The organism is Arthrobacter sp. B055-34, from assembly GCF_059090425.1.
Window position 1 is genome coordinate 153049 of sequence record NZ_JBNHFQ010000006.1, and the last position, 24629, is coordinate 177677.

A 24629-nucleotide genomic window follows, 5' to 3' on the forward strand; every position below is an offset into this window, starting at 1 on the left:
ATGATCCGGCTTCATCCCTTCACTGGGCTCGCCCTGGCCGCCGCTGCCGCGCTGCTCACGCTGGCCGCGGACCGTTGGTGGGTGAGCCTGGCCGTCACCGGGGCGGCCGTCTGCCTGGCTGCCCTCGCGGGGACGGCCGCCCGGCTGATGCTCACGGCAGGGGCGGTGCTGGCCCCGCTGTGGCTTTCGCAGCTGATTGTCCACGCGTTGTTCGATCCCGCCGGCAGCGAGGTGCTCTTCGCCGGAGGTCCCGTCCGGCTGACGCTCGAAGGACTAACGACGGCGGGCAGCCTGGGTCTGCGGGCGGCGGCCTTCGTCACGGTGTTCCTGCTGTATTCGCTGACCGTTGACCGCGTCGAGCTGGTCCGCGCGATCGACGCGGCCCGCGTCCCTGCGCAGCTGGGCTACATCGTCGCGGCGACGCTGGCACTGGTCCCGGCCACGGCCGAAAGAGCCCGAGCCATCGCCCAGGCGCAGGCCGTGCGCGGCGCCGGCGAGGGCAGGGGCCCGGCGGGCTGGCTGCGCAGGAAAAGGCTGCTCGCGGTTCCCTTGGTGCTGTCCAGCATTCAGGATGCCGCCGAGCGCTCCATGCAACTGCAGCTGAGGGGTTTTGGCGGCGGTCCCGGCCGGACGCAGCTCCACCTCCCGGCGAGGAGCTGGGAGAAACCCTTCGCGCTCGTGGTGCTGTGCCTGGCCGCGGCAGCGGCAGTGCTCCTGGCGAGCCAAGGCGGCCGCTGATGGAGCTCGAGATCCTGGAATACCGGTATCCGGCCCACGAGGCACCGGCGCTCTCCGGGGTGCGGCTGTCGGTGGCACCCGCCTCTCTGACCCTGGTCGCCGGTGGATCCGGCAGCGGCAAGAGCACGCTGGCAGGGATCATGGCGGGGTATCTGCCCGGCCGGACCGGCGGGCAGCTGACCGGGTCCATCAGCCTTGCAGGCCAAACCCTTAAGTACGACGGCGGCGCGCAGCCTCACGTCGTCGACCTGCGGCAGTGGGTACGGCATGTAGCGTACGTACCCCAGGACGCCCGGTCCTATCTGTCCATGGTGCGTTCCACTGTGGAGGAGGAGTTGGCCTTCGGCCTGGAGAATGCGGGCGTGCCCAGAGCCGAGATGGCGGCACGGATCCAGTCCATCGCCGGGCGGTTTGACCTTGGCCCGCTGCTGCAGCGTGATCCCGCCCGGCTGTCCGGCGGGCAGGAGCGGCTGGTGGCCATTGCCGCAGCGGCCGTTACCGACGCCGATCTGCTGGTGCTGGATGAACCGCTTGCCGGGCTGGACGAGCCTGCCACGGCCCGGGTGGCAGCCGCGGTGAGGTCGCTGCGGGACGCTGGCACCGCCGTCGTTATCCTGACCTCTGTCCTGGACACGCGGTTCTCGGACGCCGGCCAGGCACTGCTGCTGGAGAACGGCCAGAGTGGTGCGGAAGGCATGTCTGCCGTCCGGGAACGTGCGGAAGCGGCCGGAGTTGTGGTTCCCGGCGAACCTGCGTTCGGACGCGGCAGCGCTTGCAGCTTGTCGACGGAACCTACGGCACCAGGAGCCGTGGTGGTCCCGGCGGGAGGCAGTCCGGCGGAGCCGAGAAGCACAGGCGGCGCCGTACTGCGCTACCGGAACGTCGAATTCAGCTACCCCGACCCGGCCCGCAATGCACCGCGGGTCAAGCTGTTCCGCCGACGCCGCCGCGAGGTTCCCGGCGAAGCAGGCAGGGCGGCCAAGGGTGGGTTGCTGGACGCCGTCAGCTTTGAGGTGCATCGGGGGGAATGCGTTGCGTTGACCGGGCCGAACGGGACCGGCAAGACGACGCTGCTGAAGATGGCCCTGGGGCTGATCGTCCCCGATGCCGGAAGTGTTTCGGTGGCCGGCCGGGACACGGCGGAAGCCTCGGTGGGGCAGCTCGCGAAGACAGCGGGGTTGCTGTTCCAGAACCCGGCGGACCAGCTGTTCGAGCGGTCTGTCTATCATGAAGTCGCTTTTGGCCCACCGGGTTCGCGGCCGATTCCGGAAGCCGTCCGGCAGGCGCTGGAAGCCTGCAGCCTGGCCGGGCTCGAGGACGAGCACCCGTACGAGCTGCCGGTCTCCCGGCGGCGGCTGGTCGCACTGGCGACGGTGCTGGCCCGCCGGCCCGCCCTGCTGGTGCTGGACGAGCCGACGGTTTCCCTGGACGGGCACGGCCGGAAACTGCTGGGCGGAATCCTGGCGGCGGCAACGGCCGGCGGGGGAGCCGTCCTGCTGTCCACGCACGACAAGGAGTTCGCAGGCGAACATTGCCAGCGGGTAGTGGAGCTGGGGCGGCAGCATGCGGCTCTGCCCGAAGCCACCGCCCCGGAGGGCATCAGCGCCCCGGATGGAACTTCCGTCCGTTGACCCGCTCCGCTGCTCCCACCTGATCGAGGTAGGGCGTGATGCCGCCCAGATGCATCGGCCAGCCGGCACCGGTGATCATGCACAGGTCGATGTCCTCGGGGCCGGCCACCACACCTTCTTCGAGCATGAGGCCGATCTCTTCGGCCAAAGCATCCTGGGTGGCGCGCAGCAGTTCCTCGCCGGTGACCGGACTATTGCCGAACTGCAGCAGCTCCACGGTGTCCTGTGGGATGTACTTGCTGCCGTCCTCGGCTGTCTCCCACAGGGACGTTTTGCCGGCATCGATCAGGCGCTGCTGGTTGGCCGAGACATGGAAACGCTCCCCGAAAGCCGCGTGCAGTGATTCCTGCACGTGCTGGGCCACCGGGAGGCCAACCATGGCCAGGAGCGTGAACGGGGTCATCGGCAGGCCCATAGGCCGCAGCGCCTCGTCGGCGGTCTTGGCGTCCGTTCCGGCGTCGAAAGCCCTGCTGACTTCACCCATGAGCCGCAGCAGCACACGGTTGACCACGAACGCCGCGGCATCCTGGACCAGGACCGCCGTCTTCTTCAGCTCTTTGGCCAGCGCGAAAGCGATTGCCAGGACCGGTTCCTCAGTCTTTGGCGCGCGGACAATCTCCAGCAGCGGCATGAGCGCCACGGGATTGAAGAAATGGAACCCGACCAGCCGCTCCGGACGCTTCAGGTCCGCGGCCATCTCCGTCACGGACAGGGACGAGGTATTGGTTGCCAGGATGCAGTCCGGGGAGACGACGGCTTCTACTTCCGCGAACACCTGCTTTTTCACCGAGAGTTCTTCGAATACTGCTTCAATAACGAAGTCGGCGTCGGCGAAGGCGTCCTTGCTGACGGAACCCGTGACCAGGGCCTTGGTACGGTTGGCGGCGTCGGCGGACAGGCGCTTCCTGGCGTGCAGCTTGTCCACCTCGGCGTGGACATACGCCACTCCTTTGTCCACCCTGGCCTGGTCGATGTCCGTCAGCACCACCGGCACCTTGAGCTGTCGGGCGAAGAGCAGGGCCAGCTGGCTCGCCATCAGCCCGGCACCCACGACGCCGACCTTGGTTACCGGCCGGGCGAGCTTCTTGTCCGGGGCGCCGGCCGGCCGCTTTGACCGCCGCTGGATAAGCTCGAGGAAGGCGTAGACGGTATTGCGGAAATGCGGAGTCTGCATCAGTTCGGTCAGGGATTCCACTTCGGCGGCGGCCGATTCCTGCTGGGTCCAGTCCCGTCCTTGTTCCAGCAGCTCCAGCAGCTTCCCGGGCGCGGGGGCTGCGCTGGAGGTCTTGGCCTCCACAAAGATGCGCCCCTTGGCAACCGCGGCGTCCCAGTCGGCGTCGTCGTAATTGGCTTTGTCGGCTCGACGTTCCTTCACCGCTTGGAGGGCCTGGGTGTCGCCGGAAATGATCCTCCCGGCCCAGGCCAGCGACTGCTCAAGGAAATCCGCGGGTTCGAACAGGGCGTCCGCGACGCCCAGCTCGTATGCGGCCGTACCGTTGAGCATCTTGTTGTTGCTCAGCGCATTTTCGATCATGACCTTCACGGCATTCTGCGGGCCGATCAGCCGCGGCAACCTGTACACACCGCCCCAGCCCGGCACCAGGCCCAGAAACGCTTCCGGCAGGCTGATTCCGTTGGCACCGGTGGACACCGTCCGGTAGTGGGCCGCGAGGGCAATTTCGAGGCCGCCGCCCATCGCCGCACCGTTGATGAACGCAAAAGTGGGAACGTCCATACCGTTCAGGACACCATAGACCTCATGGCCGAGCTGTGCCATCCGGCGGCCGGACTCGGCGTCCTGCAGGGAGCCGACGGCGGACAGATCCGCGCCGGCCACCAGATAATACGGTTTGCCCGTGACCGCGACGGCGTCGATCTCGCCTCGGCCGGCGCGTTCGCGCAGCTCTTCCAGCGCGAGGCCAAGTTCGACCAGGGTATTGGGGCCGAGGGTGGTGGGTTTTGAATGGTCAAGGTCATTGTCCAGCGTGAGCAGGGCCAGGGTAGCTCCGCCGGGCAGGTGCACGTCGCGGACGTAGGAGTGGGTGACCGTCTCGTCCGGGAAGCGTCGGGCCAGGGAGTGGAAATCGGCAGTGCTCATGCGAGGTCCTTTCCTGCGGTGCCGGAAACGGCCGCTGTTGTGCTGCCGTGCAAGCTGTAGTCCTGATGGTGCGGATTCTCCCAGATGACCGCTGCGCCCATGCCCAGGCCGATGCACATGGTGGTCAGCCCGTAGCGCACGCCGGGATCTTCTTCGAACTGCCTGGCCAACTGGGTCATGAGCCGCACGCCGGAGGAGGCCAGCGGGTGGCCGACGGCGATGGCGCCGCCGTACCGGTTGACGCGGTCATCGTTCTCGGCGATGCCGAAGTGATCCAGGAAGGAGAGCACCTGCACGGCGAAGGCTTCGTTGATCTCGAACAGACCGATGTCGGCAATATCCAGCCCCGCTTGCTTGAGCGCCTTTTCGGTGGCGGGAACCGGACCAATGCCCATCACTTCGGGCTCGACGCCGGCGAAGGCGAAGGAGACCAGCCGCATCCTGACCGGCAGCCCAAGTTCGGCGGCCGTTTCGGCCGATGCCAACAGCGCTGCCGTGGCGCCGTCGTTCAACCCCGCCGCATTACCGGCGGTCACCCGGCCATGGGCACGGAACGGCGTGCGCAATGCGGCCAACTCCTCGACGGTCGTTTCGGGCCGCGGCGGCTGGTCCGCGGTGTGCAGGTCCCAGCCCTGTCCCGGCTTTTTGGCAGCCACCGGCACCAGGTCCGGCTGGATCCTGTTGCCCGCATAGGCGTCCGCCAGCTTCCGCTGGCTCGCCGCTGCGTAGCTGTCGGAGCGCTCCTTGGTGATCGAGGGGAAGCGATCGTGCAGGTTTTCCGCCGTGTTTCCCATGTTCAGAGCGGCGGGATCCACCAGCCGTTCGGACAGGAACCGTGGGTTAGGATCGGCGCCCTGGCCCATCGGGTGGTTGCCCATGTGTTCGACACCGCCGGCGATAACGACGTCGTAAGCCCCGAAGGCGATGCCGCTGGCCGTAGTGGTCACGGCGGTCATGGCCCCGGCGCACATCCGGTCGATGGCGAAGCCCGGGACGCTCTTGGGCAGGCCCGCGAGGAGCGCCGCTGTGCGGCCGATGGTCAGGCCCTGGTCCCCGGTCTGGGTTGTGGCGGCGATGGCCACGTCGTCGATCCGGGCGGCAGGCAGGGACGGATTGCGGCGCAGCAGTTCGCGGATGCATTTGACCACCAGGTCATCGGCGCGGGTTTCTGCGTAGATTCCCTTCTCGCCTGCCTTGCCGAAGGGCGTTCGGACGCCGTCGACGAAGACGACCTCCCTCAACTGCCGGGCTGGATTCGTAGCGCTCACCAAGGAACTCCTCTTTGAGATGTGGGACACAAACAGCTGCCAACATTATGTTACTTGTGGGTAACATAAGCGGCAAGCCGGGAAATATCCTTCGTTCTCGCTAGGGTGCGGCGCCGGGCTCCTAGCGATTCCGGGAGCTCGTCTTCGGGTCCGCTTCGTCGGCCTTCGGCTTGCGTTCGATTAAGGGCTCGGGGTGCAGGAAAGCTTCGGTTATCACCGGCACGGCCAGCTCGCGTTGCCAGTTTCGTGCGCCCAGTTCCCGCAGGGCTTCGGCAATGGAGCCGGCGGTAACCGGTGTCGGCGGGCGCCAGGCTATCCGGCGCAAATAGTCCGGCGTCAGCAGATTTTCCACCGGCATCTGCAATTCTTCTGCCAAGGCGGCCAGCCGGGGCTTGGCGGTCTGCAGCCGGGCTGCGGCGGACGGATCCTTGTCCGCCCACACACGGGGAGGCGGCGGAGCGTTGGTGGGCATGTGCAGGTCCGGCAGTTTCTCGAGGCGCCGGGCGGCATCGATGCAACGGAGCCAGCGGGGAGCCTCGCGCTGGGCTGCACGGCCATGGAATCCGTTGACTGCCAGCAGCTGCGGTACCGTTGCCGGCATTGCCCTGGCCGCGGCGACCATCGCCGAATCCGGAATCAGCCGGCCGGGGGCAACGTCGCGTTTTTCGGCCAGCTGCTCGCGTTCCATCCAGAGTTCGCGCACCGCGGCCAGCTGGCGGCGGTCGCGGATCTGGTGCAGCCCGGACGTGCGTCGCCACGGATCGGTCCTCGGCGCAGCGGGAGGAGCTGCCAGCAATGCCTCGAATTCCTCTTCGGCAAAGGGCAGTTTCCCCGACTCTGCCAGGACTTCGACGAGGGCTTCACGGAGCTCAACGAGCACTTCAACATCCAGGGCGGCATAGCGCAGCCACGGCTCCGGCAACGGCCGGGTAGACCAGTCCGCTGCCGAATGTTCTTTGGCCAGCGTGAATCCCAGCAGGTTCTCGATCACGGCGGCGAGCCCGACGCGGGGCAGGCCGGCCAGCCGGGCCGCGAGCTCAGTGTCGAAGAGCTTGTCCGGCCACATGCCCAGGGCCGCCAGGCACGGCAGATCTTGAGTGGCGGCATGCAGGATCCATTCCACCCCGCGCAGCGCGTCGTTAATGACCTCGAGATCATCGAAGGGTTCCGGGTCGATCAGCCAAGTGCCGGCACCTTCACGGCGCAGCTGCACCAAGAAAGCGCGCTGGCCGTACCGGAAGCCCGACGCGCGTTCGGCATCGACCGCCGCCGGACCGGAACCTGCCGCGAGAGCCGCGGCGGCACGCTGCAGTCCTGATTGGGTGGAAATGACGAGCGGAACCCCTTCGCGCGGAGCGGTCAGTTCGATCAGCTCAGGAGCGTCCTGCTCCGGTTCGTCTGAGGCGGTTGCTGTGCTGTCTGCACGGCGGGAAGCCGCGGCAGACGAATCCGAAGTCAAAAACGTCATGGTTATACCAGTCTAAGGGCAGGTCAGTTCCGGCGCCGGTTAGGCAGCGAAGCGACACCCTCGGGCAGGGGCGGCAAACCGGCGAAGGTGCAGACCATATCGGACCATGCCTCCAGGTGGGACTGGAGGTCCGCGGAGTCCGGAGTCCACGAGGCCCTGAGCTCGATGTCGATCGCGTCCTGGTTATCCGAAAGCGAACCGAAGCTTTCCGAGAGGATCCTGGTGGCCGTGCCGCCGGCATTTCGGTACCGGGCGCCGTGGTCGTGCAAGGCATCCACCAGCCAGGTCCACGCCACGGAGCCAAGCAAAGCGTCGTTGCCCATGTCGGCGTCGAGTTCGGCGCGGATGTACGTCACGATGCGGAAGGTTCCGTCCCAAACCGCGGAGCCATCCGGGTCATGCAGCAGGATGAAACGGCCGGTTGCGAGTTCCACGTCTTCGCTCTCCCGGAGGGCGGCGATGACCGGACCGTGCGCGGGACGCGGGCCTGCCGCCGACGGCTGGATGACCTCGGCACCCAGTGCCACGGCATACGGGGCCAGTCTCGACGGAGCAGGCAGCTCCGCCAGCTTGAGTTCATTGCGGCAGTTGGCCCGGCGCAACGCGGCCAGGGCAGTCAGGAAGTCCGCGGGTGCCGCGGAGAGATCGCCAATCGCACTCACCCTCCCAGATTAAAACCGTGAGGGCTGCCCGGAACGCTAGGCGCGCCGTTGGTGCCGGATCGTTATCCGCCCAGCTCGCTCCGGATGGCCGCGGCGAAAGTATCGATATCTTCCTCCGTGGTATCGAAGGAACACATCCAGCGGACCTCGCCGCGGGACTCGTCCCAGTCGTAGAACCGGAATTGCTGCCGCAGCCGGTTTGCCGCTCCGGCGGGCAAGGCAGCGAAAACGGCGTTGGCCTGGGTCGGCTGGGTGGGCGTCACGCCATCGATGCCTTCCACTGCGGAACGGAGCCGCGCGGCCATGGCGTTGGCATGGGCCGCCGAGCGCAGCCACAGGTCGCCGTCGAGCAGGGCCAGGAACTGGGCGGAGATGAAGCGCATCTTGGAGGCGAGCTGCATGTTCATTTTCCGCAGGTACGTCATGCCGTGGGATGCCTCGGGGTTCAGGACCACCACGCATTCACCGAAGAGCAGCCCGTTCTTGGTGCCGCCGAAGGAGAGAATGTCGACGCCGGCGTCGGTGGTGAAGGTGCGCAGATCCGTTCCCAGCGCGGCGGCGGCATTCGCCAGCCGCGCCCCGTCCATGTGCACCTTCATACCGTGGCCTTGGGCATGTTCGGCGATGGCACGGATTTCGTCAACGGAGTACAGCGTGCCGAGTTCGGTGCTTTGGGTGATCGAGACGGCCAGCGGCTGCGCCCGGTGCTCGTCGCCCCAGCCCCAGGCCTCCTTGTCGATCAGTTCCGGCGTGAGCTTGCCGTCGCTCGTGGGCACAGGGAGCAGCTTGATGCCGCCCACTCGTTCCGGCGCACCGTTTTCGTCCACGTTGATATGCGCGGTCGAGGCGCAGACCACAGCCCCCCAGCGCGGCAGCAGGGACTGCAGGCTGAGAACATTGGCGCCGGTGCCGTTGAAGACCGGAAACGCCTGGGCCTGCTCGCCAAAGTGGGAGGCCATGACTTCCTGCAGCCTGGCCGTGTAGCCGTCATCGCCATACGCCACCTGATGTCCGCCGTTGGCATGGGCAAGCGCGGTGAGTACTTCCGGGTGGACGCCCGAGTAGTTATCCGACGCGAAGCCGCGCACGGACTGGTCGTGCAGGGAAGCGGACAGCAGCGAGGAGTCATTCACAGTAGGTATATTCCTTTTCCGGTGGGAGGAAGTTGCAGTCGGCGGTGTTTAGACGAGCGGGATGCGCCGGCCATTGATTTCGGCCGCCGGCCTGCCGAACAAATTCTTCACTGCCGTGGCCAGGTCCGCAACGTCGGTGAACCCCGTGAACGGCTTTTCCGGGTTCCCGGCGCGCATCCGGTCATCCACCAGCGCCTTAATCACAAGTACGACGGCGGCTGAATGCTCAGCTTCGGACGTCTCCTTCGCGCCGGAGCCGGCTGCCTGGTCGCGGCGGAACCCGTCGGCCACGGAAAACATCCAGCTTTCGGCGGCGGCCTTGGCCGCGGCGTAGTTGGCGCCGCCGGCGGTGGGGGAGCCCACCGCGGTGGCCGAGACGATGACCGCCCTGCCGTGGTGCGAAGCGGCCAGGTCGTCATAGAACGTGCGGGTGGTGTTGCGCAGGGTGGTGATCAGGTTCCGGTGCAGGAAGTCCCAGTCCTCGTCGGTCTGCCCGGCGATACCCTTGCCGCCGCGCCACCCGCCCACCAAATGCACCAGCCCGTCGATGCTGCCGGCCTCGTTGCCAACCCGCTCCGCCAGATCCCGGACGGCCCCCGCGTCGGCGAGGTCGCACGCAAAGGTGAGCACGCCGTCGTCGTTCGCATAGGCGCTTTGCAGATGTTCGGGATTGCTGCCGACGGCGATCACCTGCGCGCCGGCTGCCCGCAAGGCGGCGGAAACAGCCTGCCCCGAGGCGCCGGACGCGCCCGCCACCAGGATGCGCAGCCCGGACGGCATGCCGGAACCTGTGCTGGGAAGTTCGCTCATGCCGCGGCGCCCGTAATGCCGGAGGTCGATTCGATCACGGTTTTCATCTTACGGGTCAGCGCCTCGTAGAACATGGACAGCGGGAATTCATCGTCCAGCACCTGGTCCGTCAGCTCGCGGGGCAGCCCGGACAATGGCAGGGCGTCCGGCCCCTTGGCCCAGACCGAAGCCGGGTGCGGTGTCAGCGTCTTGGTCAGCATGTCGTACGCGGCCAGCCAGTGCGCCGTCTTGGGGCGGTCGATCGAACGCCAGTACAGCTCCTCGATCTGCTGTCCCAGCGCGACAACGACGTCCGCCACATTGTCCCAGTCGATGCTCAGCTTGCCGTCGGTCCAGTGCAGCACGTGGTGCTGGTGCAGCCAGGCGAAGAGCAGCTGGCCGCCGAGGCCGTCGTAGTTGCGCACTCGGTTGCCGGTAATGGCGAAGCGGAAGATCCGGTCGAAGATCACAGCATACTGGACCAGGCGGGCGTGCCGGCGGATGTCCTCCGACGCATGCCGGTCATTCTGCAACCGCACCGACTCCCGGAAAGCGGTCAGATCGCAGCGCAGCTCCTCCAGCGAATAGAGGAAGTACGGCATGCGCTGTTTGATCATGAACGGATCGAACGGCAGATCCCCGCGCATGTGCGTCCGGTCGTGGATCAGATCCCACATCACAAATGTTTCTTCGGCCAGCCGCTGGTCCGCAAGCAGATCGGCAGCCTCCTCGGGCAGCTGGAGCGACGTGATATCCGCAGCGGCGCCGACGACCTTGCGGAAGCGGGCGGCCTCACGGTCGGCGAAGATGGCGCCCCACGTGAAGGCCGGGGTTTCCCGCACTGCCACCGTTTCCGGAAACAGGACGGCCGAGTTCGTGTCGTAGCCGGCCGTGAAGTCCAGGAAGCGGATGGGCACGAAGAGCTTGTTGGAGTAGTCGCCGGCCTCGAGGTCGGCGATGAAGTCCGGCCAAATGACTTCAAGGAGAACGGCCTCCACCAGCCGGTCGGGGCTGCCGTTTTGGGTGTACATGGGGAAGACCACAAGATGGACCAGTCCGTTGCGGCGCTGCTGCTGCGGCTGGAACGCCAGCAGCGAGTCCAGGAAGTCCGGGACGCCGAAGCCGGCTGCGGACCAGCGGCGGAAGTCCTGCTGGAGCAGGCGCAGGTATTCGTCGTCGTGGTCGAAAATCGGCGCCAGTTCGGCGATGGCTGCCACAATGGTCTCGGTGTGCATGGCCGCTGCGGCATGGTGCGCGGCATCCGGGATGGAACCGTCATGCACCTGCAGCGGACGGAGCCCGCTGGCAGCTGCCTTCAGCCGCAGCCAAGCCGGGTGCAGCTCGGGCCGCATGTCGTGTGAGTGCATGCTGTCGGTGGCGCTGGTGGTGATGCTCATGGATGCCTTCCTTCCGGCAGCGGTTCCGCAGCGGAACCGTTGGAGGTGGACTTCTTGCTGTTTCCAAGAGCGTAACAACCAAACAGAGTCACTAATGCCGTATCCCTCGACAGATAAGAAACTGTTGTGCTCGTCGACAGGCGGCGGTAGAAATGACGAAGCCCGGCTCATGCTGGCCGGGCTTCGAGCGGGAGAGTTCGAGGAACTAGGGAGCCTCGTCCTGTTTGGGCTCCAGCTTTAGGGAGACGGAGTTGATGCAGTAGCGCTGGTCGGTCGGTGTGCTGTAGCCCTCGCCTTCAAAAACATGGCCCAGGTGGGAGTTGCAGTTCGCGCAGCGCACTTCGATTCGTTCCATCCCCAGCGCCGAGTCCCGCAGATAGCGGACCTTGCCCTCCGCCAGCGGAGCCCAGAAGGAGGGCCAGCCGCAGTGGGAGTCGAATTTCTCCTGGCTGGTAAATAGCTCGTCCCCGCAGGCGCGGCAGCGGTAGACGCCGGCTGTGTGCGTGTCCCAGTACTCGCCGGTATAGGGCCGTTCCGTGCCGGCCTGCCGCAGCACCTGGTATTCCTCCGGCGTCAGTTCGCGGCGCCATTCGTCCTCGGACTTAGCCACGGGAAACGTTTCTGGCGTGCTGTTCACTTCACTCATATCCTTTTCAACGCTCACGAGTCCCCAATGTATCCCGAACCGGAATACAGATGGAGCACGGGTATTCCGAGTTTGTCCTGGGCGCGGTTCGCCCAGTCGGTATGGAACGTATCGGCAACGGCGTGCGGGGTGGTGATCACCACAGCGCGGTCAGCCGGATGGCGCTCGACGTAATCAACCAGCGCCGAAACGCCGTCGTCGTCGACGATTTCCACCGTTCCCTGCAGCCCTCTGCCCTGGAGCGCTTGGACGGAGAGGCGCTTGGCTTCTTCGGCTTCGGTTTTGGCCTCGTCGGGCGAGGGCTGGCCATGCAGCAGCTCGCGGAAGGCCTGGGCGACGTCGAGCAGACTCAGATTGTCCAGAAAATCCAGCACCAGATTCCGTTTGGTGTCCTCGGGAATCAGTACGCTGAATTCAGTACCCTCGGTTGCCAGTAATTCCAGATTCCGAAGATCCGCATCATTGAGCGGCTCTTCGGTGAGTACTACAATCGTTTCGCTCATGGCCCCAGCGTAACCAGCAGGCGCGCGGCAAACAATAACAGGCCTTCCCCGGACTTCTTCGCACCCGACAACCGCCTTCCCAACTGCCTTCGGCGCCTGCTCGGCAGGGCGTTACGTCGCGCGCGGCAGGGTGAGTAAGAATAGTGCCATGGCTTTGTTCGACCGTCGGAAGACTACAATCTCCGCCGCCGCGCCACCGGCCGAGGAAATTCGGCGGCAGCTGCCGTGGCTGCGCTGGATGGGCGTCGGTGCGATCGCCGGCGCAGGTCTTGGCTCGCTGCTGGCCGGAGCCACCTCCGGGCTCGCCTCGTATTTCGCCCGCCAGGTGCTCACGCCGGTGCGCGAGCATGACCAGAACCTTGCGATCTACGCCGTGGTCGGCAGCAGCCAGCACCAAGAGGTCATTCTGCCGGCCACACCGGACACTACGGCGCCCGGCCTCTACAGCATTTATTTCGACGGCGGACGCGGTCAGGCGCGGATCGGCGCCATCACTTCTTACTCGCCGAAAGACGGAACAGTACAGCGCGCTGTGGAGCGTGTTTATAGCGGCGATCTGGCCGCGGCCCGCCGCGGTTGGTGGGGAGGCGCGGTCTACCCCGATCCTGCGGCCGCGGGACTTGCCAACGAGGAAGTCCGCATCGCGGTCGAGGGCGGCCAGGCACCAGCGTGGCTGATCAGGGGAGTGGAGAACGCCCGGACCTGGGCCATCATGGTGCACGGCCGGGGCGCCACCCGGCAGGAAGGGCTTCGTGCCGCCCGCACCGCCCGCGGACTAGGGATGACCTCGCTGCTTATTTCCTATCGGAACGACGGCGAAGCCCCCGCCGCACCGGACGGTCGTTACGGACTTGGACTGACCGAGTGGCGGGACGTTGAAGCCGCGATGACTTACGCCCTGGAACACGGGGCCGAGGAGATTGTGCTGTTCGGCTGGTCCATGGGCGGCGCTATAAGTCTGCAGGCGGCGGACCAGTCCGTGCACCGCAACCGGATCAAGGCACTGGTTCTGGACGGCCCGGTGATCAATTGGATCGATGTGCTGGCATACCAGGCCAGGCTGAACCGGATCCCCGAAGCTGTGGGACGTTTTTCGCAATGGCTCATTTCGAATCGCGCGGGCAGATTGCTGACAGGATTGGCGGCTCCACTGGATCTGAAAAAGATGAACTGGGTAGCCCGGTACGATCAGCTCTGCGTGCCGACACTGATCCTGCACAGCCAGGACGACGAATTCGTGCCCTACGGGCCGTCCGCGGAACTGGCGGACAAGAATCCGCGGCTGGTGACTTTCGAGCCCTTCTCTGGTGCCAGCCACACAAAGGAATGGAACGTCGATCCCGAGCGCTGGGAGCGGGTGGTCACCGGATGGCTGACCCATGTCCTCAGCGCCCCCGTTCCCGGCGTCAAAGGGCCTGGTATGAACGGCGTGCAGCCGGACTGATCAACCCGTACCGATGGCTGCCAGCCGCGCGCTGGTCAGGCGGATCAGGTCCTGTGCAGCTAATTCGATGTCCAGTCCGCGGCGGCCGCCGGAAACCAGGATGGTGGGATAGTCCACCGCGCTGGAGTCAAGGACTGTCGGGCTGGGCCGCCGCTGGCCCAGCGGGGAAATGCCGCCGAGCACGTAGCCGGTGCGGCGCTGGGCAGCCAGCGGATCTGCCAACACGGACTTCTTTGCTCCCAAGGAGGCTGCGAAGGATTTCAGATTGAGGTTTCCGGAGACTGGGACCACGGCGACAGCGAGATTGCCGTCTACCGCCAACATGAGGGTCTTGAAAATCCTTTCGGGGGGCAGACCGAGCTCGCGTGCTGCCTCAAGCCCAAAGTCGGTCACAGCCGGATCATGGGCATACTTGTGCAGAGTGTGCGGAACCCCCGCCTGCTGCAACAGCAGTGTGGCGGGGGTTCCGGTCGACGCGCTGCGCTTTGCCATTGGCGGATTCGGCGAGGTCAGACGGCTGCGCGGGCGTCCGTAATCTGACGCTTGATCCTGGCGAGCATGGCGGACATGCCACGCAGCCGCAGCGGCGTAATGGCACGCGTCAAACCGAGCTGTTCCGGCACATCGTCCGGCACGGCGAGAATCTCCGCAGCCGGCAGGCCGTTGAGCCCTTCATGCAGGACACCGGCGAAACCGCGTGTGGTTGGGGCTTCCGGGGGCGCCGAGAAGTAGATCTCCACCGGTTCCTCCGGGCCGTCGCCGATCTCCAAGGTCAAGAACAGCGGGGACTGGCACTCGACAACCTGTTCCAGCAGCTCCGGCTGGCCGGCCAGGTGCTCCGGTAGGTCCGGAAGTGATCGGGAGAATTCCAGCAGCAACTGCAGCCGCTCAGGCTCCTCCATCGATTGGAAGTCATCGATGATTTCTGCCAGCGGTGCGGGGATGTTTTGTGCGCTCACAATCACCTATTCTACTCGTGCACGTTGCGCTTAACGGCGGGCAGCGGGCACCTCGCCGGGCTCGGCACCCTTGACGATCGGCACGCGGACTGCGTTGCCCCATTCGGTCCACGAACCGTCATAGTTGCGGACGTTCTCGAATCCGAGCAGGTATTTGAGGACAAACCAGGTGTGGCTTGAACGCTCACCGATGCGGCAGTAGGCCACCACTTCATCGCCGTCGTTCAACCCAGCCTCGCCCTTGTAGATCGCTTCCAGCTCTTGGCGGTCACGGAACGTGCCGTCAGCAGCGGCGGCGCGGGCCCAGGGGACGGAGGCCGCGCTGGGAATGTGGCCACCGCGCAGCGTTCCCTCTTCAGGGTAAGCGGGCATCGTGGTGCGTTCGCCGGAGTATTCTTCGGCCGAGCGGACATCGATCAAGGGCTTGCCGAAGTGCTCGAAGACGTCGGGCAGGAATGCGCGGATGGCCTCGTCGCGACGTTCGACGACGGGGTACTCCACCGCTGCAGGCTTCGGCGTCTCCGTAGTGAGCTCGCGCCCTTCGGCAATCCACTTGTCGCGCCCGCCGTCAAGCAGCCGTACATCCTCGTGGCCGAAAAGCGTGAACACCCAGAGTGCATAGGCAGCCCACCAGTTGCTCTTGTCTCCGTAAATCACAACGGTGGTCTCGCGGGTGATGCCCTTGGAGCCGAGCAGCGCAGCGAACGCGCCGCCGTCGATGTAGTCGCGGGTCAACGCGTCATTCAGATCCGTATGCCAGTCGATTTTTACTGCACGCGGAATATGGCCGGTCTCGTAGAGGAGGATGTCCTCGTCCGATTCGACGACAACCAGGGAATCCGCGTCCAGGTTGGCTGCCAGCCAATCGGTCGAAACGAGCCGTTCCGGGTGGGCATAGGCGGCAAACTTCTCGTTCTGTTCTGGGGCAACAACAGGCATAGCAAAACCTTTCCATTCGTAAGGGGTGGTCTCTGCCCAGCCTAACCATAAGGGCGAAGAAACAGTCTCCGCGCCAGTCATCATCCGCCACAATGAGGGGAGTCCGATGCCGTGTGGCTGCATCCGCCTGTTTCCTGGCAGTGGCCTCGGTCACGAATCTGCCGCGGCGTCGTCGGTAGCGTATCGTTTTTCTGGCGGCAATTCACCGCCACGCAGATTTTCAGGAAGGCTACGGTCGGTTAAACGTGCCCCAGATTGAACAGCTTTCGCGCCGGACCCCCAAGGTGTCGGTCGATGATTTGTTGGAGGGATTCCATCCTTCGCCGCGCTTCGGCGAAGTCTCCTTTGACAGTTACCGTCCCGACCCGTCCCAGCCCTCGCAGTCCGCCGCCGTCAAAGCGTTGCGGGATTTTGCCGCCGAGGTGGACCACCGGGAACCCAAAGGACTGAAGAAACTTTTCGCCGCCAAGAAGCAGGCCGGCAAGGCAGGTATCTATCTCGACGGCGGCTTCGGTGTGGGAAAAACCCACCTGCTGGCTTCCCTCTGGCACGCGGTGGACGGTCCAAAGGCCTTCGGCACTTTCGTCGAATATACAAATCTGGTGGGGGCGCTGTCCTTCCGCAAGACGGTGGATGCGCTGAGCAGCTACCGGTTGGTCTGTATCGATGAATTCGAACTGGACGACCCGGGGGACACCGTGCTGATGTCCCGGCTGATGCGCGAGCTGGCCGACGCCGGTGTCAAGCTCGCAGCTACCTCCAACACGCTGCCCGGTTCCCTCGGCGAGGGACGCTTTGCCGCTGTCGATTTCCAACGCGAAATCCAGGTCCTTTCAGACCAGTTCAACGTACAGCGTATCGACGGCGAAGACTACCGCCATCGGGGACTGCCGGCCGCTCCGGATCCTTTGACTGATCTTGAACTCAAACGGCGGGTCTACAGTGATTTCAAGGGCCAGGTAGTCGCGGCCGATGAATTCTCGGATCTGGTCAGTCATCTCGAAGGCGTGCATCCGAGCCGCTACCGGCAGTTCATCGACGGTATCGACGCGGTAGCGTGGCACAACGTCGCGACGATCACCGAGCAATCAGTAGCCCTGCGCTTTGTTGTGCTGGCGGACCGGCTCTATGACAAGGACGTGCCCATTATTGCCAGCGGCCGTCCGTTCGATGAGCTTTTCACCCCTGAGATGATGTCCGGCGGCTACATGAAGAAGTACTACCGGGCCGTATCCAGGCTGACAGCCCTGGCACGTGAAGGGTTGACTGGCGAGGAGTCCTGAGGCCTCCAACAGCCCGGCCACACAGCACAAAGGCGCTGGTGCTACCTCCCGGTAGGACCAGCGCCTTTTTGGCGTGCTCTAAGAGAAGTTATGCCGAAGGGCTGCTCTCATCGGTTGCGGCACCAGGGGTATTTCCACCATCTGCCCTGTCGATGAGGTTCGCGGCTTTGGCCTGCAGACCATCTACCTGCCCGGAGTACTTGCCGCCGGTCTTGCTGTCGATGAAATCTCCAGCCTTGCCGACGCCGTCCTTGAGCTTGTCGGCATTGTCGCCGACCAGATGAGCGGCCTTGTCCTTAAGCTGTCCGGCCTTGCCCTTGAGCTCGTCAAATACAGACACAGACACCTCCCTTCGCTCCTGGGAGCCGCATGCTCCCGTCTACTTCTATCGTAGGCCCGAGGCATGCCGCGTCAATAGATAGGCCACGTAGGCCGGGCAGGCCCGGTACTGGTAGCCGCCAAGGAGAGACGTGTTGGTGTTCGTCTGGAAATTTGTGCCCGAGACCAAGGGCAAGGAACTCGAGGCTATGTAGCTTGGCCATGTAGGTCACCAAGGCGGCTCGTTGGGTTGCAGCGGCCAATCGTCGAATGGCCGGTTCCAGTCTTCCGTTGGGTCATGCTGCGGCTCGTCCGACAGGCTGGACTTTCTAGCCGCTTCGGACAAGGCAGGAACCTGGGGCGATTCGGGCGGCGTAGGAACGTACGGTGACTTGGGATGGCCGGGTGTCGTGGCGCTGTCAGCCGCGATGAGTGGCAGCAATGTTTCTACTTGTTGGCCGGGTGGACCGGAGCCAGGTATCAGTGAGAGTTCTGCCGGTTGTGGTGGGGGTTCCGCGGCGGTGCCGTTCTCGACAATCGGGGCTGGGGCGCGGGGCAGGGGTGTGGCGGCGAGTCGGTATCGGTTGCGGCGGGGTTTTTGGTCGGGGTCGATGTAGCGGGGCGGGATGAACCAGGGGATTCCGTCCCGGACTTCGATTTTCCAGTTTTCGTCGTGCAGCAGGTGGTGGTGGTAGCTGCACAAAAGGCAACCGTTGTGGACTGATGTTGGGCCGTTGTGTTTTTCCCAGAATTTGATGTGGTGTGCTTCGGTCCAGGGGGCGGGCATGGTGCAGTCGGGGAAGGCGCAGCCTTTGTCGCGGGCGACGAGGGCGCGGCGTTGGGCGGGGGTGAACAGTCTTTGGGCGCGTCCGATGTCGAGGATTTCGCCTTTGCCGCCGAGGACGAGGGGGATGAGGTCGGCGTCGCAGGCGATTTTGCGGACGGTTTTGGGGCTGATCAGTCCGCCGAATACCGCGTCGGCGGAGGCGCCGAGCTGGTCCACCAGGTCCTGGTAGTCCAGGTTGATCATGATCTGGGGGCGGTGGCCGCCGCTGGAGGGGAGCTTGTCCGTGGACAGGGCGATCTGGCAGGCGCCGACGAGGCCTTGCAGGAGTTTCTGCGGACGCGTGGGTCCCTGCGATTCCGGATCCGGCGCTTCCCCGGCCGCCTCGGCGGGGTTGGGCGGGGGGCCGCCGGCTATTGCGGGGTGTGCCGGTGTGCTGTCGTCGGGGGCGAAGGTGGTTTTGACGCGCGGATTGGTCGCTGCGTTCATGACGGTGATGAGGAATTCGAATTGTTCCGGGGTGGCGGCGATTTCCAGCCGGTGGAGGCCTTGGCGTTTGCCGCGGAGGAACACGCCTTGTTTGGCGCGGAGGAGTTCGTCGGTGGGTTCGAGTCCGTCCGGGTCCAGGACTGCTTCCCAGCGTTTGATGATTTCGCGCAGGCCGTCGATGTCGGATTCGGTGGCCTGCTGGGTGAGCTGGTTTTCCATCGCGGCCAGGTGCGCGGGGGTTGCGGTGGGGCGGACGCGTTCGAGGGCGTCGCGGATGAGGGTCGCGGCCTGGCCGCTGATCTGTGAGGAGGTCAGTGCGGCGCCGAGGCGTTCGAGTTTCGGTGGTGCCTGTTCTCCGGTGATCAGGGTCGAGGGCATGGTGCTGGAACCGACGCGGAGCCGGCGTTTGGCTTCGCTGCGGCTGATTTTGAGTTTCTGGCGGAGGTATTCGGCGGCGTCCTTGTATTCGGGTTTTTTCGGTTTGCCGTCCTGGCCGGTTCCCTGGACCGGGTCGGCCCAGGGGATCCGCTGGTCTGTTTCCCCTGTTTGGGCGATGTTCTGCTGGTCGACGGCGTGGGCGCCGATGACCTGGAGTTGCTCGACGGATTTGGAGATCTCTTCGATGCCGGCGACGGTGGCTGCGAGTTCCTTGGGGGATTGCAGGAGGCATTCCTGCCGGAACATGGCGGAGAAGTCCTGGAGGGCGGCCTGCACGGAAGCGAGGAAGCCCTCGGGCCCCTGATGCGCTTCGAACGGTGCGATTGCCATACCTCCACGCTATAGAACACATCTTCGAATAGCACGGAAAAGCGGCAATGTGGAGGACTAGTGGCCTGTGTAGGAAGGAAGCGCGGGTCCGGCCGCCTGTGGATGGGGCGTGGAGCGGGGCCTTGGCCTATTAAGCCTCTTGGCCGGTCTGTCTGACGTCAGCCAAATCAGGCTAGAAATGGTCCGGAAGAGAAGGGGCAGGGAGAAGCGGGCGACGAGGCTGGCAGTAGCCCGGAATTCCTGGCTTGAGGACATCACGGGTTAAATGCAAAAACGGCTCCGCGGGTGAGCCGTTCTTTGTGGGCGATACTGGGATCGAACCAGTGACCTCTTCCGTGTCAGGGAAGCGCGCTACCGCTGCGCCAATCGCCCTGGATCCTTCAGCATCGGCGTCGCAAGCGCAATGATCGGATTGGAGCGGACGACGGGATTCGAACCCGCGACATCCACCTTGGCAAGGTGGTGCTCTAGCCAGCTGAGCTACGTCCGCGTGGAATGATGCCGGTAAACCGGACCATTTCCGTGGGCGATACTGGGATCGAACCAGTGACCTCTTCCGTGTCAGGGAAGCGCGCTACCGCTGCGCCAATCGCCCATAAAGGGTTTGTTGCCTTGCCAAGCAAGACAACGGCAAGAACTCTGAAGTACCGTTACCGAGGTGGGGACGGGATTCGAACCCGCGTATACGGCTTTGCAGGCCGCTGCCTCGCCTCTCGGCCACCCCACCGTGGCCTGCAGATTCAGGACCGGCCAGTAGAACTGGCACTAACAGTGACTTGCGAGCGGACGACGGGATTCGAACCCGCGACATCCACCTTGGCAAGGTGGTGCTCTAGCCAGCTGAGCTACGTCCGCATGTGGATTTCATCAAGTTCACCTCCGGTTTGACCGGAACGTTTTCTCGATTTCCAACGAGTAAAGACTCTATAGGACGTTTTCCGCTTCGTCCAATCGGGGTTCCGAGAGCCGGTTTTGTGGCTCATTTGCAGGGGTCGAGAAGGCTTGTGCAGACACGGTTAGAGGTGAGGTGAATCCGGACGGGGAGGCCGAGGATCTGGCGCGCCGGTACGACAAGATGCGCCGTTTTTGCGTCGGGGCGAACGTCGGCTAACATTCATAAACGATGCAGGTCCGGTTAGCCGGGCAGGCATCAAAGACGGGCGATTGGCGCAGTGGTAGCGCGCTTCGTTCACACCGAAGAGGTCACTGGTTCGAACCCAGTATCGCCCACCGTCAAAAGCCGGCCCCTTGCCTATCCACAGGCAAAGGGCCGTTTTCTTTCCGACAGGAAACCGTCAGCCGTCTCTGACATGATTCTTGGTATGACTGATCCGGCACTGGCCCACAAAACCGACTTCGGGCGGATGTATTCACGCTCAATCACAGAACTGCCCAGTGTGCCGTCCATAACCACTGTCATCTCCCAGGCACCCGTGGATCTGGGTGGCTGGTTTTCCCATATGGCGGCCACCGCCATGGCACAGGACCACCGGCTGACAGAGGCGGCGGGCAATCCGGCGAAACTCCGGGCACTGGCGAAGGAGGCATCGACGGCGGCGGAACGCTTCCGAGATGCCGCAGCACTCCGCGGCGACCGGGTGCATAGCTATTGCGAGCAGGTCTCGCTGCGCGCCCTCGGCCGTCCGCACCGCATGGCAGAGGCCCGCGAGGAACTGAGGGCCAACGGGGAAGAGGCCTTCGCCGCGCGTTTTGACGAGTGGTGGGAGCTCTACCAAGTAGAACCGGTAGCGCCCGAAATCACCGTGTGGAACGCCGAGGTCGGGTACGCCGGCACGCTCGATCTCGTGGCCCGCATCGGGGGCCGGCTGTGCCTGATCGATTTCAAGACCAAAGGCACGGACCGCAACGGCCAGGTCAAGCTCATGGACGAAAAAGTAGTTATGCAGTTGGTGGCGGGAATGAAAGCGCAGGAAAGCCTGGTGGACGCCCAGGCCGGTACGTGGGAGCCGTGGGCGCACGGTGACTCCCCATTGCTGCTGGGCGTTGCTATTGGTGAGACCGAAGTACGGCCCATGCGGGCCAACCCGGAAGTGCTCAAGTACCACTGGTACAAGTTCTGCGCCTTGCGCCGGGTCTGGGACCTCCAGCTGCAGGTGACCGACGCCGGCCGTGCGCTGCTGCCCATCGGTCCGCCCTCTGCTGTGCTGCGGCCGGTCGGATAAGGCCACTTAGACTGGAACGGACACCCGGCTGAGCGAGAGTAAGGAAGATTCACGCATGACCGTCCTGAGTATTCGGATTATCGGGGACCCGGTGCTGCGCACCAAGGCAGAGCCTGTTCGCGACTTCGGCCCGGAACTGGCCAAGCTGGTGGCCGACATGGACGAGACGATGGAAAGTGTGGAGGGCGCTGGCCTCGCAGCACCGCAAGTGGGAGTGAGCCTGCGGGTCTTTACCTACCTGATCGACGGGCAGCGGGGTCACGTCATCAACCCTGTCCTGGAGAACAGTGATGATTTTCAGGAAGACCGGGTGGAAGGCTGCCTCTCGATTCCCGGCCTCGGTTACCCGGTGCAGCGGCGGCGTTGGTCCCGGGTCACCGGCGTGGACGTCAACGGCGACCCTGTTTCGCTGGAAGGCGAAGGCATGCTCGCACGCTGCTTCCAGCATGAAACGGACCATCTGGACGGTGTCCTCTACATCGACCACCTCTCCGGCGATGATCGCAAAAATGCTCTCCGCTCTATCCGCGATGCCTCCTACAACTCCGTGGCCAAGGAAACAGAGGCTAAGCGCTCCTCCAGCGTTGGTTCCGGATTTGCGCGGGGAACCTTCGGGCAGCCGTCCGCATGACGGCAACTCCCAGACCCTTCCGCGTACTCTTTGCGGGAACGCCGCAGGTGGCCGTTCCCTCTTTGGAGAAACTCGTTGAATCGGGATTCGAGGTAGCCGCGGTACTGACGCGTGAAGATGCGCCGGTCGGCCGTAAGAAGACGCTCACGCCCTCACCGGTAGCTGCCCGGGCCCAGGAAATGGGCCTGCCTGTCATCCGGGCTAACCGGATTGATGACCAGGCTATGGCCGCGATCGCCAAGACCGACGCGGACGTAGCGGCTATCGTCGCCTACGGAGGCTTGGTTCCGGAGCCGGCTTTGCAGATGCTGCGGCACGGCTGGATCAACCTGCACTTTTCCTTGTTGCCGGCCTGGCGTGGTGCGGCTCCTGTCCAGCATGCCGTCATCAACGGCGACGACGTAACCGGCGCATCGACCTTCCTGCTCGAAAAAGGCCTGGATACCGGTCCCGTGTACGGGACGTTGACGGAAACCATCCGGCCGGAGGACACCAGCGGCGAGCTGCTGACCCGTCTTTCGAACAGTGGTGCGGTCCTGCTCGCCCAAACCCTCTCGGCCATTTCGGCGGACAGAGCAGTAGCCGTGCCCCAGTCAGGGGATGTGACTCTGGCTCCCAAACTAGGTCTTGCAGACGGCCATATCGACTGGAACCAGCCGGCTCTGGCCCTGCGCCGCAGGATCAACGGCGTGACGCCGGAACCCGGTGCCTGGACGATGCTGCAGGGGCAGCGGTTCAAGTTAGGTCCGGTTGTCCTTCGGCAGGACCGGCGGGACCTGCGGCCCGGCCAGGTGGAACTGGCCGGGGGAGGCGCGGCCTCTGCCTTGGTGGGTACGGGATCCTGCGCCGTGCAGTTGCAACAGGTTCAACCGGCGGGAAAGAAAATGATGGCGGCGGCCGACTGGGCGCGCGGTCTTGGACAACGTGAGGATGTGCACTTCGAGTGAGCGGACAGGATAGGCCGCAGGGCAACCGAAGGGGGCAGGGCCCCGAACGACGCCGCAATGCCGCCGGGCGCGAACGCAACCGCGGGGGAGAGCGTTCCTTCTCCCAGTCCTCGCCGGCGCAGCGAACACGCAAGGCGGATCCGGCGCGGCTGGTGGCGTTCGAAGTGCTGCGTGCTGTTGACGCCGACGATGCCTATGCCAACCTGGTGCTGCCGGTGAAGATCCGGCAGCACCGGCTCGACAAACGTGACGCAGGGTTCGCTACCGAGCTGACGTACGGAGCGCTGCGTGGCCTGGGCACCTATGATGCGATTCTGGCCCGTTGCGTTGACCGCCCGCTGGCCGAACTCGATCCGGCCGTGCTCGACGCGCTCCGCCTCGGGGTCCACCAACTGCTGGCGATGCGGGTGCCCGCGCACGCAGCCCTGGACCAGACGGTCGGACTGGCCCGCGCTGTCATCGGAGCTGGCCCGGGCGCGCTGGTCAATGCCGTACTGCGGAAGGTTTCCGCCAAGGAACTCGCTGGCTGGACCGAGGAACTGACTGCCGGCCAGCAGGACCCCGTCGCCGCTGCAGCTTTGGTGCACAGCCATCCGGAATGGATAGTCAGGGCGATGCGACAGTCCCTCGTCGGGCACGGCCGCAGCGTCGGGGAAATCGAGGACCTACTGGCGGCGGACAATGCTGCACCGGTGGTGAACCTCGTGGCCCTGCCCGGGCTCGGCACACTGGACGAAGCTATTCAGGCAGGCGCGGAACAGGGCTCCCTGGTACCGGATTCGGCGCTGTTCTCCGGAGGCGACGTGGGACGGCTGGAATCCGTCCGGACGGGAACAACGAGAGTTCAGGATGCCGGCTCCCAACTGGTCGCCCGCGCCCTGGCCGAAGCGCAGACTCTGACCTCAGGTCCGGAGCGCTGGCTGGATCTTTGTGCCGGACCCGGGGGCAAAGCCGCACTGCTGGCTGCCCTGGCCGCCAAGAAGTCCGCGACCCTGCTGGCCAACGAACCGGCCGAGCACCGGGCCGAGCTGGTACGGCAGTCTCTTCGGCCCGTCGACCGTGAGGTCTGGGAAGTCCGGACCGGGGACGGCCGCGACCTTGGCCAGTTACAGCCTGAAGGGTTCGACCGGATCCTCGTAGACGCTCCCTGCACCGGCCTGGGTGCTCTGCGGCGCCGACCCGAGTCGCGCTGGCGGCGCAAGCCGTCCGACGTTGCCCAACTGGCGCCTTTGCAGCGCGAACTGCTTGATTCAGCGCTGGCTGCGGTGAAGCCTGGCGGGCTGGTAGCGTACGTCACCTGTTCGCCGCACCCAGCGGAAACCACCGCCGTGGTCACCGACGCACTGCGCCGCCATCCTGACATTGAACTGCTGGATTCGGCGTCGGCGCTGGATGCAGTCAGTCTGTCGGGACATCTCCAGGCTGGCCACGCACTGGCGGAAGGAACGACGGCCCAGCTGTGGCCGCATATCCACGGAACAGACGCAATGTTTCTGGGCTTGCTGCGTAAGAAGACCTCAGACGATTCAGCCGGAAACGCAAAGTAAGGAT

22 protein-coding genes and 6 tRNA genes are annotated in these 24629 nt (G+C 65.0%); 9 read left to right on the forward strand and 19 right to left on the reverse strand.

The window, feature by feature from the left end; genetic code table 11:
* Positions 1–738: an energy-coupling factor transporter transmembrane component T family protein gene (locus AC5RWO_RS13145; RefSeq protein ID WP_498731844.1), complete on the forward strand. Its 738-nt coding sequence runs from the start codon at positions 1–3 to the stop codon at positions 736–738.
* Positions 738–2369, forward strand: a complete 1632-nt coding sequence (locus AC5RWO_RS13150) for an ABC transporter ATP-binding protein (RefSeq protein ID WP_498731845.1) — start codon at positions 738–740, stop codon at positions 2367–2369. Before AC5RWO_RS13145 ends, AC5RWO_RS13150 begins: the two co-directional genes overlap by 1 nt.
* On the opposite strand, the gene AC5RWO_RS13155 is transcribed toward AC5RWO_RS13150, so the two are convergent.
* The 9 genes from AC5RWO_RS13155 to AC5RWO_RS13195 form a co-directional block, all read right to left on the reverse strand.
* Positions 2338–4467 carry a 3-hydroxyacyl-CoA dehydrogenase NAD-binding domain-containing protein gene (locus AC5RWO_RS13155; RefSeq protein WP_498731846.1) on the reverse strand — a complete coding sequence of 710 codons (2130 nt, stop codon included), beginning with the start codon at positions 4465–4467 and terminating at the stop codon, positions 2338–2340. The genes AC5RWO_RS13150 and AC5RWO_RS13155 overlap by 32 nt on opposite strands.
* Positions 4464–5735, reverse strand: coding sequence for a thiolase family protein (locus AC5RWO_RS13160; RefSeq protein ID WP_498731847.1), 1272 nt, complete (start codon positions 5733–5735; stop codon positions 4464–4466). The genes AC5RWO_RS13155 and AC5RWO_RS13160 overlap by 4 nt, the downstream gene beginning before the upstream one ends.
* A gap of 121 nt (positions 5736–5856) precedes the next feature.
* A complete protein-coding gene (locus AC5RWO_RS13165) occupies positions 5857–7203 on the reverse strand; it encodes an HRDC domain-containing protein (protein ID WP_498731848.1) in 1347 nt (448 codons plus the stop codon).
* Positions 7204–7226: 23 nt separating this feature from the next.
* Positions 7227–7865: a DUF3000 domain-containing protein gene (locus tag AC5RWO_RS13170; protein ID WP_498731849.1), complete on the reverse strand. Its 639-nt coding sequence runs from the start codon at positions 7863–7865 to the stop codon at positions 7227–7229.
* 62 nt (positions 7866–7927) lie between these two features.
* Positions 7928–8998, reverse strand: a complete 1071-nt coding sequence (locus AC5RWO_RS13175; protein ID WP_498731851.1) for a threonine aldolase family protein — start codon at positions 8996–8998, stop codon at positions 7928–7930.
* A gap of 48 nt (positions 8999–9046) precedes the next feature.
* Positions 9047–9808 (reverse strand): SDR family NAD(P)-dependent oxidoreductase, encoded by a 762-nt coding sequence (locus tag AC5RWO_RS13180; protein ID WP_498731853.1) that lies wholly within the window; start codon positions 9806–9808, stop codon positions 9047–9049.
* Positions 9805–11154 carry a DUF6421 family protein gene (locus AC5RWO_RS13185; RefSeq protein WP_498732003.1) on the reverse strand — a complete coding sequence of 450 codons (1350 nt, stop codon included), beginning with the start codon at positions 11152–11154 and terminating at the stop codon, positions 9805–9807. The genes AC5RWO_RS13180 and AC5RWO_RS13185 overlap by 4 nt, the downstream gene beginning before the upstream one ends.
* Before the next feature lie 235 nt (positions 11155–11389).
* Positions 11390–11821 carry a peptide-methionine (R)-S-oxide reductase MsrB gene (msrB, locus tag AC5RWO_RS13190; RefSeq protein WP_431188528.1) on the reverse strand — a complete coding sequence of 144 codons (432 nt, stop codon included), beginning with the start codon at positions 11819–11821 and terminating at the stop codon, positions 11390–11392.
* Between the two features lie 23 nt (positions 11822–11844).
* Positions 11845–12333: a hypothetical protein gene (locus AC5RWO_RS13195; protein ID WP_498731854.1), complete on the reverse strand. Its 489-nt coding sequence runs from the start codon at positions 12331–12333 to the stop codon at positions 11845–11847.
* A gap of 148 nt (positions 12334–12481) precedes the next feature.
* Here AC5RWO_RS13195 and AC5RWO_RS13200 point away from each other — a divergent pair, with 148 nt between their 5' ends.
* Complete coding sequence (locus AC5RWO_RS13200) at positions 12482–13777, forward strand: alpha/beta hydrolase family protein (RefSeq protein WP_498731856.1); 1296 nt, start codon at positions 12482–12484, stop codon at positions 13775–13777.
* On the opposite strand, the gene ybaK is transcribed toward AC5RWO_RS13200, so the two are convergent.
* From ybaK to AC5RWO_RS13215, 3 genes are read right to left on the reverse strand one after another with little or no spacing between them, the layout of a single operon-like run.
* Positions 13778–14269 (reverse strand): Cys-tRNA(Pro) deacylase, encoded by a 492-nt coding sequence (gene ybaK / locus AC5RWO_RS13205; RefSeq protein ID WP_498731858.1) that lies wholly within the window; start codon positions 14267–14269, stop codon positions 13778–13780.
* 17 nt (positions 14270–14286) lie between these two features.
* Positions 14287–14736, reverse strand: coding sequence for a SufE family protein (locus AC5RWO_RS13210; protein WP_498731859.1), 450 nt, complete (start codon positions 14734–14736; stop codon positions 14287–14289).
* Positions 14737–14766: 30 nt separating this feature from the next.
* Positions 14767–15675, reverse strand: coding sequence for a sulfurtransferase (locus AC5RWO_RS13215; RefSeq protein WP_498731861.1), 909 nt, complete (start codon positions 15673–15675; stop codon positions 14767–14769).
* Positions 15676–15920: 245 nt separating this feature from the next.
* Here AC5RWO_RS13215 and zapE point away from each other — a divergent pair, with 245 nt between their 5' ends.
* Positions 15921–16958 (forward strand): cell division protein ZapE, encoded by a 1038-nt coding sequence (zapE, locus tag AC5RWO_RS13220; RefSeq protein ID WP_498731863.1) that lies wholly within the window; start codon positions 15921–15923, stop codon positions 16956–16958.
* Positions 16959–17046: 88 nt separating this feature from the next.
* Here the strand turns inward: zapE and AC5RWO_RS13225 are convergent, their stop codons facing one another.
* The 7 genes from AC5RWO_RS13225 to AC5RWO_RS13255 form a co-directional block, all read right to left on the reverse strand.
* Entirely contained in the window at positions 17047–17298 is a 252-nt protein-coding gene (locus tag AC5RWO_RS13225) for an Rv0909 family putative TA system antitoxin (protein WP_169994687.1), read from the reverse strand.
* 207 nt (positions 17299–17505) lie between these two features.
* Positions 17506–19317, reverse strand: coding sequence for a DUF222 domain-containing protein (locus AC5RWO_RS13230; protein WP_498731865.1), 1812 nt, complete (start codon positions 19315–19317; stop codon positions 17506–17508).
* A 300-nt stretch (positions 19318–19617) separates the two neighbouring features.
* Positions 19618–19689: transfer RNA gene (locus AC5RWO_RS13235), tRNA-Val, on the reverse strand.
* A 41-nt stretch (positions 19690–19730) separates the two neighbouring features.
* A tRNA-Gly gene (locus AC5RWO_RS13240) sits at positions 19731–19807 on the reverse strand.
* A 33-nt stretch (positions 19808–19840) separates the two neighbouring features.
* Positions 19841–19912, reverse strand: a tRNA-Val gene (locus AC5RWO_RS13245).
* Positions 19913–19973: 61 nt separating this feature from the next.
* Positions 19974–20044, reverse strand: a tRNA-Cys gene (locus tag AC5RWO_RS13250).
* 54 nt (positions 20045–20098) lie between these two features.
* Positions 20099–20172 (reverse strand) — tRNA-Gly (locus AC5RWO_RS13255).
* Positions 20173–20475: 303 nt separating this feature from the next.
* On the opposite strand from AC5RWO_RS13255, the gene AC5RWO_RS13260 reads away from it, so the two are divergent.
* The 5 genes from AC5RWO_RS13260 (at position 20476) to AC5RWO_RS13280 (ending at position 24625) form a co-directional block, all read left to right on the forward strand.
* Positions 20476–20547: transfer RNA gene (locus AC5RWO_RS13260), tRNA-Val, on the forward strand.
* A gap of 92 nt (positions 20548–20639) precedes the next feature.
* Positions 20640–21500, forward strand: a complete 861-nt coding sequence (locus AC5RWO_RS13265; RefSeq protein ID WP_498731867.1) for a cytochrome — start codon at positions 20640–20642, stop codon at positions 21498–21500.
* A gap of 55 nt (positions 21501–21555) precedes the next feature.
* Positions 21556–22131 carry a peptide deformylase gene (gene def, locus AC5RWO_RS13270; protein ID WP_498731868.1) on the forward strand — a complete coding sequence of 192 codons (576 nt, stop codon included), beginning with the start codon at positions 21556–21558 and terminating at the stop codon, positions 22129–22131.
* Positions 22128–23078, forward strand: a complete 951-nt coding sequence (gene fmt, locus AC5RWO_RS13275) for a methionyl-tRNA formyltransferase (RefSeq protein WP_498731869.1) — start codon at positions 22128–22130, stop codon at positions 23076–23078. Before def ends, fmt begins: the two co-directional genes overlap by 4 nt.
* Positions 23075–24625 (forward strand): RsmB/NOP family class I SAM-dependent RNA methyltransferase, encoded by a 1551-nt coding sequence (locus tag AC5RWO_RS13280; protein ID WP_498731871.1) that lies wholly within the window; start codon positions 23075–23077, stop codon positions 24623–24625. Before fmt ends, AC5RWO_RS13280 begins: the two co-directional genes overlap by 4 nt.
* The last annotated feature ends 4 nt before the right edge of the window (positions 24626–24629 follow it).

Excerpts from the sequence above, each read along its gene's own strand:
- AC5RWO_RS13185 (WP_498732003.1), bottom strand. The coding sequence starts at position 11,154 with ATGCACTCACACGACATGCGGCCCGAGCTGCACCCGGCTTGGCTGCGG.
- AC5RWO_RS13265 (WP_498731867.1), top strand. The coding sequence starts at position 20,640 with ATGACTGATCCGGCACTGGCCCACAAAACCGACTTCGGGCGGATGTAT.
- AC5RWO_RS13145 (WP_498731844.1), top strand. The coding sequence starts at position 1 with ATGATCCGGCTTCATCCCTTCACTGGGCTCGCCCTGGCCGCCGCTGCC.
- AC5RWO_RS13155 (WP_498731846.1), bottom strand. The coding sequence starts at position 4,467 with ATGAGCACTGCCGATTTCCACTCCCTGGCCCGACGCTTCCCGGACGAG.
- AC5RWO_RS13230 (WP_498731865.1), bottom strand. The coding sequence starts at position 19,317 with ATGGCAATCGCACCGTTCGAAGCGCATCAGGGGCCCGAGGGCTTCCTC.
- AC5RWO_RS13150 (WP_498731845.1), top strand. The coding sequence starts at position 738 with ATGGAGCTCGAGATCCTGGAATACCGGTATCCGGCCCACGAGGCACCG.
- ybaK (WP_498731858.1), bottom strand. The coding sequence starts at position 14,269 with ATGGCAAAGCGCAGCGCGTCGACCGGAACCCCCGCCACACTGCTGTTG.
- AC5RWO_RS13195 (WP_498731854.1), bottom strand. The coding sequence starts at position 12,333 with ATGAGCGAAACGATTGTAGTACTCACCGAAGAGCCGCTCAATGATGCG.
- def (WP_498731868.1), top strand. The coding sequence starts at position 21,556 with ATGACCGTCCTGAGTATTCGGATTATCGGGGACCCGGTGCTGCGCACC.
- AC5RWO_RS13215 (WP_498731861.1), bottom strand. The coding sequence starts at position 15,675 with ATGCCTGTTGTTGCCCCAGAACAGAACGAGAAGTTTGCCGCCTATGCC.
- AC5RWO_RS13180 (WP_498731853.1), bottom strand. The coding sequence starts at position 9,808 with ATGAGCGAACTTCCCAGCACAGGTTCCGGCATGCCGTCCGGGCTGCGC.
- fmt (WP_498731869.1), top strand. The coding sequence starts at position 22,128 with ATGACGGCAACTCCCAGACCCTTCCGCGTACTCTTTGCGGGAACGCCG.
- AC5RWO_RS13200 (WP_498731856.1), top strand. The coding sequence starts at position 12,482 with ATGGCTTTGTTCGACCGTCGGAAGACTACAATCTCCGCCGCCGCGCCA.
- AC5RWO_RS13165 (WP_498731848.1), bottom strand. The coding sequence starts at position 7,203 with ATGACGTTTTTGACTTCGGATTCGTCTGCCGCGGCTTCCCGCCGTGCA.